Raw genomic sequence first — 9,974 nt, 5'->3', positions numbered from 1 at the left:
AATATGATCAAGTTATCACCCTCTAGTCAAGGTGCATGTTCCGTTTATCGAAACATACACCCGTTGTCTTTATGATTTCTAAGTGCCATTTTACATCTAGCAACGTAAATTGTAAATTCTGCTCCTGTGCAAAATGTTCATTGACCTGATCAAGTAATTAACCCGCCATATTCCGCAACACGAAGTACACCGTATCCTGCCAAATGATGCATCGTTTGAGAATCTACAGGAATGACCTCTCCCTCGTATTTCTCCACGCTGAAAAGCAGCGCGAGAGTATCCCTTACGATCTCTTTTCCAGCTATATAAACTGGTATTTTCTGCGAAGCAAAGATCGCCTGATGATTAAGAATGGCCCGAAGATCTTCAGCAAAAACTACCCCCATCAGCATATTGGCTTTCTCGTTCACACTAAGTTCTGAGAATTGGTCCAATACACGTATGGAAAATGCTGCCCGACCAAGGCCCGCTTGTTTAGCCCGCTGATATCCTTCAATCACCCGATCCGGAAGCAGAGCAGCTGCATAAGATTTATTAACCGCATTGGCTATGATCGTATGATTCGATATAGCCATAAGCAGTTCACCCGTAAGCGTCGTAAGACTTTCCGTTATCCGTTTTTGAGCATCCAGGAAAACAAATTTCGTATGCGATCCAGGTAAAATAAAAAGCGCCGGTCCGGTTACATTTAGTTTTTCCACCAATGCAAAGGTTTCAACCTCCTCTCCCCGCATAATATCAGTAACACGATCCTCTGTTGTGTCAGATGAATTCGAAATGCTTTTAACTCCGGGGACAAACCAGATATCCTTATCCACGATTTCAGGAAACCGTTTGCAAACCATATGTTTTGAAAGCAGATCCATCCCTGCAGGTGCGGGAATATGCGGCACTTCCACCAGCCCCACATTGGATGTGATCATCCCCGACGCGGCAATGATATCTACATCGCTTACATCCAGATTGTTGGCTTGTAACAGCTTGTTAATCAATTCACCGATCGTTGTTTTCAATGCTTCGTTACTGCCGTTAAGTACGGTATTTCTCACTCCCGTTTCAGCCGTTGCCGAGTCCACGGCATCATACGCCTTCCATAAAACTACACGGGTATTGGTTGTTCCCGTATCAATCGTTATTCTAAACATCAGCAACCAACCTTTACGTTAAATTCTCCCGAATTTTCGAAGTAACTCTTCCACAGTCGCTCCTTTCAGTATCTCTTCTCTGGTCGCTATTTCCTTGTCGGCCTGCTCACGCGCCAAAGCATATACCTCTTCCAACCGGTCATAAGGGACGACAGCAACGCCGATCTCGTCGGCTACAATCAAATCGCCAGGGTGAACAATGACACCGCCGCAGCTTATGGGAACATTAATTTCGATCGGCTCTTTTCTACCGGAATACGCCGTGTGTGCGGCTCTTGGACCGGAAACCTTCGCGGTAATGGGAAAATCGAGCATTCTGGATTCATCCGTATCTCGGCAGCTGCCGTCAATGACCGCACCTGCCACACCCGCGTTTCGTGCCAGGCCGGACATCAATCCTCCCCATATGGAGGTTTCAGTTTCCCCAAAAGCATCAATGACGATCACATCGCCCGGTTTTACAACCTCAAATACTTCCAGGCAATCGACAATATCGCCGGCGGTTAATTTGACCGTAATGGCAGGTCCAATGATTTTCTTATTTGCCGCTTTCGGTTTCATATCATGCCTCATGACCTGATTGCGCTGCATCGCATCTCCGACCACACAGGATAACGATAACACATCGGCCATATCACGAAAAGGTTTAATTTTTGCTTCATCAATTTGCGGCCTTGGATTAATTATTTTCTTCATTAGGAGTTCCCCATCCTTCATTTTACAATTGTTGTACAAGAACCCGATCTAAAGCGTGTATATGGCTTGAAAAACAAAAGTACCCATCGCAACCAGCCGATAGATACTTTTGCTTTTAACTTGCATACCGCTGATCACGGCTTTTCCGACAATTCAAGCATTCGAGGCTCGGGTCGATTTAGTACAGCAAGTTGATTTCCGGAATATTGTGTTTTTGACAGTATTCTTTGTAAAGCTTCAATTTCGTAAACACATCGTCTTGATAATATACTTGATCTTCATCATCCAAATATTGAATCGTTCCTTCCAATATGAAGAGCGTGATCATTTCTTCCTCTCCATCAACGACAAGCGTATGAATGTCGCCCGGCGGCTCATAAACGAACGTACCTGGCTTAGCGACCCAAGTTCTTTCCAAATACCTCCATTGGCCCTGGATGGTATAGGCCATGACCTGCCCGCCGGTATGACGATGACGGTTTACTATTCCGCCTGGCAATACTCTCAATAAATTAATCCAACGTCCGGTAGACAAATCAAAACGAACCGGTTTAAACCATACACGATCGGTTTGGGGAACCCAAGGGATCTCGTTAATATCAATGGCCTGATCCGGTAATCCAACCATTTTTGTAAAGTCGTTTAAAGTTTGTGTTTGTGTCATTTTTCTTTCCTCCATTTGTTTATTATTTATAAAAATATTAGGCAGGCGGGAATAAAGATGGATCTCCGGCGAGGAGTCCGCCGTCTACAGGAAGAACGGCACCCGTAATAAAGCTTGCGTCCTTGGAGCTCAAAAAATCGATTGCAGCAGCAACCTCTTGCGGTAACCCAAAACGTCTTTGCGGGGTTCTCGAAAGAATTCTGTCCTTAAATACGGGATCCCTCGTTGCGCCGGATGACAATGGTGTCTCGATATAACCAGGACTTACAGCGTTGACGCGAATATTATATTCAGCCCAATCCACCGCCAAGCATTTCGTAATTTGAACGATTCCTCCTTTCGAGGCAGCGTACGACAGCAAATTCTTGCTTCCGTAATGTGCAAGCATCGAAGCAAAATTAACAATGGCACCGCCTCCGCCTTGAGCCATATAAGGTTGAACCGCTTGGCACATGTAAACGGTTCCATTTAAGTTAACATCGAGGACACCTTTAAGCTCCTGGTCTGTTACTTTTGCATTGGGTGAGCGTCTGATGATTCCCGCCGCATTGATCAGAATATGAATACTGCCCAATGCTTTAACGACTTTCTCTGCGACTACTCTGGCACCCTCTTGATCAGATACGTCGGCCGGGAAGAAATGAACATCATAGCCTTCAGCTCTTAATCTGTTTTTCTGCGCTTCTCCGCTTTCCACTGCAATATCGACGATCGCCACGGTCAAGCCTTTTTCGGCAAATCGCTGAACAACGGATAATCCAAGTCCTGACGAACCGCCAGTTACGATGGCCACTTGATTTGAGCCCATGTTTACACTCCCATCCTGTTGTATTTGATTATTCGTTTCCCTTAGTATTCCTTATCAGAGGCTTTGATCTGGCAGCACTACTCCAAGATCCCCGTCAAATTTCTACCAAAGAGGTTAACTGTCTTCAACTAATATCTAATATATTAGTTTGTTTCTATATTTCACATTATAACATACTTATGCCATCTGTCAATTTCTTTTTGATACCTTATACCGTATAAGCCACGTCAAGTCCTCATTCCCTTCTGGGCATAGTGCAGAAAGTCTGTGGCTACGGATATAGCAAGGAGATTGTCAAGGGGCAGCGGCGGCGTTTCTTGAGAACAATATAAAAAGACCCTTGGAAGTTTTGTTCCAAGGGTCTTTATGTATCGGATGCGCGTAGAGGGACTTGAACCCCCACGGTCTCCCGCCAGATCCTAAGTCTGGTGCGTCTGCCAATTCCGCCATACGCGCGTTTTACAACGTGAGCCATGTAGGACTCGAACCTACGACACCCTGATTAAAAGTCAGGTGCTCTACCAACTGAGCTAATGGCTCATAAATGGCTGGGGATCTAGGATTCGAACCTAGGCATGACGGAGTCAAAGTCCGTTGCCTTACCGCTTGGCTAATCCCCAATATGTAGATCATTCATCTCTGGTGCCGCCGAGAGGACTTGAACCCCCAACCTACTGATTACAAGTCAGTTGCTCTACCAATTGAGCTACAGCGGCATAAAATGGTGGAGGCTGACGGGATCGAACCGCCGACCCTCTGCTTGTAAGGCAGATGCTCTCCCAGCTGAGCTAAGCCTCCACGGGATGACCCGTAGGGGATTCGAACCCCTGTTACCTCCGTGAAAGGGAGGTGTCTTAACCCCTTGACCAACGGGCCTTATGTATGGAGCTTCCAACCGGGATCGAACCGGTGACCTCATCCTTACCATGGATGCACTCTACCTACTGAGCTATGGAAGCAAGTATGGCTCCCCGAACAGGACTCGAACCTGTGACAACTCGATTAACAGTCGAGTGCTCTACCAACTGAGCTATCAGGGAATATTCGCTTGGCGACGTTCTACTCTCCCAGGACCCTGCGGTCCAAGTACCATCGACGCTGGAAGGCTTAACGGTCGTGTTCGGTATGGGTACGCGTGGTTCCCTTCCGCCATCATCACCAAACGTATTGATGTTTCTGCCAGAAAACATCGCATTTTCACTTTCAAGGCGGCTTGCGCCCTGAAAACTGGATCGAAACCAAGCCGCTGATCATCTTCATGTGCTTTTTGGATAAGCCCTCGACCGATTAGTATTCGTCAGCTCCACACGTTGCCGTGCTTCCACCCCGAACCTATCTACCTCGTCGTCTACAAGGGGTCTTACGTACTGGGAAATCTCATCTTGAGGGGGGCTTCACGCTTAGATGCTTTCAGCGCTTATCCCTTCCGTACTTGGCTATCCAGCCGTGCCTCTGGCGAGACAACTGGTACACCAGCGGTACGTCCATCCCGGTCCTCTCGTACTAAGGACAGCTCCTCTCAAATTTCCTGCGCCCGCGACAGATAGGGACCGAACTGTCTCACGACGTTCTGAACCCAGCTCGCGTACCGCTTTAATGGGCGAACAGCCCAACCCTTGGGACCTACTTCAGCCCCAGGATGCGATGAGCCGACATCGAGGTGCCAAACCTCCCCGTCGATGTGGACTCTTGGGGGAGATAAGCCTGTTATCCCCAGGGTAGCTTTTATCCGTTGAGCGATGGCCCTTCCATTCGGTACCACCGGATCACTAAGCCCGACTTTCGTCCCTGCTCGACCTGTTTGTCTCGCAGTCAAGCTCCCTTTTGCCTTTGCACTCTGCGAATGATTTCCAACCATTCTGAGGGAACCTTGGGGCGCCTCCGTTACGCTTTAGGAGGCGACCGCCCCAGTCAAACTGCCCACCTGACACTGTCCCCATACCCGCTTAGGGCACCAGGTTAGAACTCCGATACGATCAGGGTGGTATCCCAACGTCGCCTCCACACAAGCTGGCGCTCATGCTTCTCAGGCTCCCACCTATCCTGTACAGATCGTACCAAAGTCCAATATCAAGCTGCAGTAAAGCTCCATGGGGTCTTTCCGTCTTGTCGCGGGTAACCTGCATCTTCACAGGTATTAAAATTTCACCGGATCTCTCGTCGAGACAGCGCCCAAGTCGTTACGCCATTCGTGCGGGTCAGAATTTACCTGACAAGGAATTTCGCTACCTTAGGACCGTTATAGTTACGGCCGCCGTTTACTGGGGCTTCGGTTCACAGCTTCGGGTTACCCCTAACCGCTCCCCTTAACCTTCCAGCACCGGGCAGGCGTCAGCCCGTATACTTCGCCTTGCGGCTTCGCACAGACCTGTGTTTTTGCTAAACAGTCGCTTGGGCCTTTTCACTGCGGCCCCCTCGGGCTATTCACCCTACCGGGGCACCCCTTCTCCCGAAGTTACGGGGTCATTTTGCCGAGTTCCTTAACGAGAGTTCTTCCGCGCGCCTTAGCATTCTCTGCTCGCCTACCTGTGTCGGTTTGCGGTACGGGCACCTTCTCCCTGGCTAGAGGCTTTTCTTGGCAGCCTGAACTCATGACCTTCGGTACTCCAATTTTCCCTCCCCATCACAGCCCAGCCTTTCGATGTGCGGATTTGCCTGCACACCAGCCTCACTGCTTGGACGAGCATCCATCAGCTCGCGTCACTATCCTTCTGCGTCACCCCATCGCTCATAACGGTTCACGGTGGTACAGGAATTTCAACCTGTTGTCCTTCGACTACGCCTTTCGGCCTCGCCTTAGGTCCCGACTTACCCTGAGCGGACGAACCTTCCTCAGGAACCCTTAGGCTTTCGGCGGATCAGATTCTCACTGATCTTTTCGTTACTCATACCGGCATTCTCACTTGTAACCGCTCCAGCTGTCCTCACGATCAACCTTCAACGCTGTTACAACGCTCCCCTACCGCCCATTGCTGGACCCATAGCTTCGGTGGTGTGTTTAGCCCCGTTACATTTTCGGCGCAGAGTCACTCGACCAGTGAGCTATTACGCACTCTTTGAATGGTGGCTGCTTCTAAGCCAACATCCTGGTTGTCTGCGCAACTCCACATCCTTTCCCACTTAACACACACTTGGGGACCTTAGCTGATGATCTGGGCTGTTTCCCTCTTGACAATGGATCTTAGCACTCACTGTCTGACTCCCGGGATAACGTCTGTGGCATTCAGAGTTTGACTGGACTTGGTAACCCTTGGCGGGCCCCGCACCCAATCAGTGCTTTACCTCCACGACGCATCTCCCGAGGCTAGCCCTAAAGCTATTTCGGGGAGAACCAGCTATCTCCGAGTTCGATTGGAATTTCTCCGCTACCCCCACCTCATCCCCGAATTTTTCAACATTCGTGGGTTCGGGCCTCCAGTGCGTGTTACCGCACCTTCACCCTGGACAGGGGTAGATCACACGGTTTCGGGTCTACGCCTGCAAACTCATTCGCCCTGTTCAGACTCGCTTTCGCTGCGGCTTCGGCTTCTCACCTTAACCTCGCTTGCAAACGTAACTCGCCGGTTCATTCTACAAAAGGCACGCCATCACCCTTTAACGGGCTCTGACTTCTTGTAAGCACACGGTTTCAGGTTCTCTTTCACTCCGCTCCCGCGGTTCTTTTCACCTTTCCCTCACGGTACTGCTTCACTATCGGTCGCCAGGGAGTATTTAGCCTTGGCAGATGGTCCTGCCGGATTCCCACGAGGTTTCACGTGTCTCGCGGTACTCGGGATCCGTCTAGGGCTTTCGCAGAATTTCGGCTACAGGGCTGTTACCTTCTCCGGCCGGCCTTTCCAGACCGCTTCACCTACTCTGCTCAACCCACGTTGACGTCCCACAACCCCAGGGGGCAAGCCCCCTGGTTTGGGCTAATCCGCTTTCGCTCGCCGCTACTGACGGAATCACTTTTGTTTTCTTTTCCTGAGGGTACTTAGATGTTTCAGTTCCCCTCGTCTGCCTCCAATGCAGCTATGTATTCACTGCATGGTACGTATCTATTACGATACGCAGGTTTCCCCATTCGGACATCCCCGGATCAAAGCCTGCTTACGGCTCCCCGAGGCATTTCGTCGTTCGCCACGTCCTTCATCGGCTCCTGGCGCCTAGGCATCCTCCGTGTGCTCTTATTAGCTTAACCAATTTGGTTATTCGGTACCGACACTTACGTATCGGCTGCTGACGATTTTCTTACAAAAATCGCAGCGGGATGATTCAGCATTTTGCTTTGTTTCGATATCCAGTTTTCAAGGAACAAACGTATTTTCGCTGCCGTTTTACCGGCAGGAAAGGTATCTTACCATGCTCCGGCTTGCCGATGCAACCATCAACTTTTGCCAAGAACACGCTAAGCTTCGAAAGGCATTGCACCTTTCAAAACTGAACACGAGTGAGTGCCGTTGCAACTTACGTTGCAGATTTGTCCGCTGACCTACCGTCAGCATGGACTCCATAGAAAGGAGGTGATCCAGCCGCACCTTCCGATACGGCTACCTTGTTACGACTTCACCCCAATCATCTACCCCACCTTCGGCGGCTGGCTCCTTGCGGTTACCCCACCGACTTCGGGTGTTGTAAACTCTCGTGGTGTGACGGGCGGTGTGTACAAGACCCGGGAACGTATTCACCGCGGCATGCTGATCCGCGATTACTAGCAATTCCGACTTCATGCAGGCGAGTTGCAGCCTGCAATCCGAACTGAGACCGGCTTATAAGGATTTGCTCCGGATCGCTCCTTCGCTTCCCGTTGTACCGGCCATTGTAGTACGTGTGTAGCCCAGGTCATAAGGGGCATGATGATTTGACGTCATCCCCACCTTCCTCCGGTTTGTCACCGGCAGTCAACTTAGAGTGCCCAACTTAATGCTGGCAACTAAGCTCAAGGGTTGCGCTCGTTGCGGGACTTAACCCAACATCTCACGACACGAGCTGACGACAACCATGCACCACCTGTCTCCTCTGTCCCGAAGGAAAGGTACATCTCTGTACCGGTCAGAGGGATGTCAAGACCTGGTAAGGTTCTTCGCGTTGCTTCGAATTAAACCACATACTCCACTGCTTGTGCGGGTCCCCGTCAATTCCTTTGAGTTTCACTCTTGCGAGCGTACTCCCCAGGCGGAGTGCTTATTGTGTTGACTTCGGCACCAAGGGTATCGAAACCCCTAACACCTAGCACTCATCGTTTACGGCGTGGACTACCAGGGTATCTAATCCTGTTTGCTCCCCACGCTTTCGCGCCTCAGCGTCAGTTACAGTCCAGAAAGCCGCCTTCGCCACTGGTGTTCCTCCACATCTCTACGCATTTCACCGCTACACGTGGAATTCCGCTTTCCTCTCCTGCACTCAAGCCACCCAGTTTTCGGTGCGATCCGGGGTTGAGCCCCGGGCTTAAACACCAAACTTAAGCGGCCGCCTGCGCGCGCTTTACGCCCAATAATTCCGGACAACGCTTGCCCCCTACGTATTACCGCGGCTGCTGGCACGTAGTTAGCCGGGGCTTTCTTCTCAAGTACCGTCACCCTCAGGGCAGTGACTCCCCAAGGCGTTCTTCCTTGGCAACAGAGCTTTACGATCCGAAAACCTTCTTCACTCACGCGGCGTTGCTCCGTCAGACTTGCGTCCATTGCGGAAGATTCCCTACTGCTGCCTCCCGTAGGAGTCTGGGCCGTGTCTCAGTCCCAGTGTGGCCGATCACCCTCTCAGGTCGGCTACGCATCGTCGCCTTGGTGAGCCGTTACCCCACCAACTAGCTAATGCGCCGCAGGCCCATCTGTAAGCCACAGCTTGCACCGTGTTTCTTGATCCCTCCATGCGGAGAAATCACCTATCCGGTCTTAGCTACCGTTTCCGGTAGTTATCCCGGTCTTACAGGCAGGTTGCCTACGTGTTACTCACCCGTCCGCCGCTCCAGGGGGCTCCCCTAAGGGAGCACCCCTAGCGCTCGACTTGCATGTATTAGGCACGCCGCCAGCGTTCGTCCTGAGCCAGGATCAAACTCTCCATGAAAGAAAAGCTGATTAGCTCATTATCTACTACTGGCGAGAATCTCTCGATTCTCTATCTTTACACTCACTCGTTGTTCAGTTTTCAAAGGGCAATTTTACGGCTAAAACCTTGCTGTACAAGCCTTTTAAAGCTTGTCGTTTATTGTCACCTCGTTTAGCGGCGACTTTTATAATATAACACATTCACCTATCCGATTGCAAGCTTTTTTTTTTTTTTGTTGGAACAGCTTGTTCGGTATAACGAGAACGAGTAATAAAATATCACATCTCATCCTCTGAAGTCAAGTCATTTGATACCTATTTTATGATTACATACGATTTTAATGATACATGCGATTCCTGGCATACTTCGAAATTTCTTTAGGAGAGGCTAATCGCGCATACATACGAAAGATTACTTTATATCTGGATTCAATCGCTTTTTTAATATCCGTATCGATTCTTTGATCATTCAAATCAAAAAGCATTTCGTCCAGTTCCTTACGCAGAACATAATTCAACTCTTTGCATTCCCGTTCATTGAATAAGAAACCCAACATGCGGCAGCGTTAACCCCTCTCAACTTAAAATTCAGGAAACACAAACAAGACGGCAGCAGAAGTACGCAATGAACCTGA

5 protein-coding genes, 8 tRNA genes and 3 rRNA genes are annotated in these 9,974 nt (G+C 49.9%); all 16 read right to left on the bottom strand.

Annotation, left to right across the window (positions count from 1 at the left end; genetic code table 11):
* Nucleotides 1–149: 149 nt before the first annotated feature.
* A complete protein-coding gene (locus EXW96_RS20305) occupies nt 150–1,145 on the bottom strand; it encodes a 2-dehydro-3-deoxygalactonokinase (protein WP_062410395.1) in 996 nt (331 codons plus the stop codon).
* A gap of 18 nt (nt 1,146–1,163) precedes the next feature.
* On the bottom strand, nt 1,164–1,841 hold the full coding sequence (locus tag EXW96_RS20300; protein ID WP_074729649.1) for an RraA family protein: 678 nt from the start codon (nt 1,839–1,841) through the stop codon (nt 1,164–1,166).
* Between the two features lie 178 nt (nt 1,842–2,019).
* Nucleotides 2,020–2,505, bottom strand: coding sequence for a 2,4'-dihydroxyacetophenone dioxygenase family protein (locus EXW96_RS20295; protein WP_054820296.1), 486 nt, complete (start codon nt 2,503–2,505; stop codon nt 2,020–2,022).
* 37 nt (nt 2,506–2,542) lie between these two features.
* Nucleotides 2,543–3,313, bottom strand: coding sequence for an SDR family NAD(P)-dependent oxidoreductase (locus tag EXW96_RS20290; protein WP_174351250.1), 771 nt, complete (start codon nt 3,311–3,313; stop codon nt 2,543–2,545).
* Nucleotides 3,314–3,689: 376 nt separating this feature from the next.
* Nucleotides 3,690–3,769 (bottom strand) — tRNA-Leu (locus EXW96_RS20285).
* An 11-nt stretch (nt 3,770–3,780) separates the two neighbouring features.
* Nucleotides 3,781–3,853, bottom strand: a tRNA-Lys gene (locus tag EXW96_RS20280).
* 5 nt (nt 3,854–3,858) lie between these two features.
* Nucleotides 3,859–3,933: transfer RNA gene (locus EXW96_RS20275), tRNA-Gln, on the bottom strand.
* A 20-nt stretch (nt 3,934–3,953) separates the two neighbouring features.
* Nucleotides 3,954–4,029, bottom strand: a tRNA-Thr gene (locus EXW96_RS20270).
* A gap of 6 nt (nt 4,030–4,035) precedes the next feature.
* Nucleotides 4,036–4,111, bottom strand: a tRNA-Val gene (locus tag EXW96_RS20265).
* Nucleotides 4,112–4,117: 6 nt separating this feature from the next.
* A tRNA-Glu gene (locus EXW96_RS20260) sits at nt 4,118–4,189 on the bottom strand.
* A gap of 7 nt (nt 4,190–4,196) precedes the next feature.
* Nucleotides 4,197–4,272 (bottom strand) — tRNA-Thr (locus EXW96_RS20255).
* Between the two features lie 5 nt (nt 4,273–4,277).
* Nucleotides 4,278–4,353, bottom strand: a tRNA-Asn gene (locus EXW96_RS20250).
* 6 nt (nt 4,354–4,359) lie between these two features.
* Nucleotides 4,360–4,476 (bottom strand): 5S ribosomal RNA (gene rrf, locus EXW96_RS20245).
* A 104-nt stretch (nt 4,477–4,580) separates the two neighbouring features.
* Nucleotides 4,581–7,493, bottom strand: a 23S ribosomal RNA gene (locus EXW96_RS20240).
* Between the two features lie 315 nt (nt 7,494–7,808).
* Nucleotides 7,809–9,358 (bottom strand): 16S ribosomal RNA (locus EXW96_RS20235).
* Together the 16S, 23S and 5S rRNA genes with 8 tRNA genes alongside form the textbook arrangement of a ribosomal RNA operon.
* A 319-nt stretch (nt 9,359–9,677) precedes the next feature.
* Nucleotides 9,678–9,896, bottom strand: coding sequence for a hypothetical protein (locus EXW96_RS20230; protein ID WP_054818738.1), 219 nt, complete (start codon nt 9,894–9,896; stop codon nt 9,678–9,680).
* Nucleotides 9,897–9,974 lie beyond the last annotated feature (78 nt).

Source organism: Paenibacillus sp. JMULE4 (assembly GCF_013337105.1).
Lineage (GTDB): Bacteria > Bacillota > Bacilli > Paenibacillales > NBRC-103111 > Paenibacillus_G > Paenibacillus_G naphthalenovorans.
This window is presented reverse-complemented; position numbering and strand designations above follow the sequence as displayed.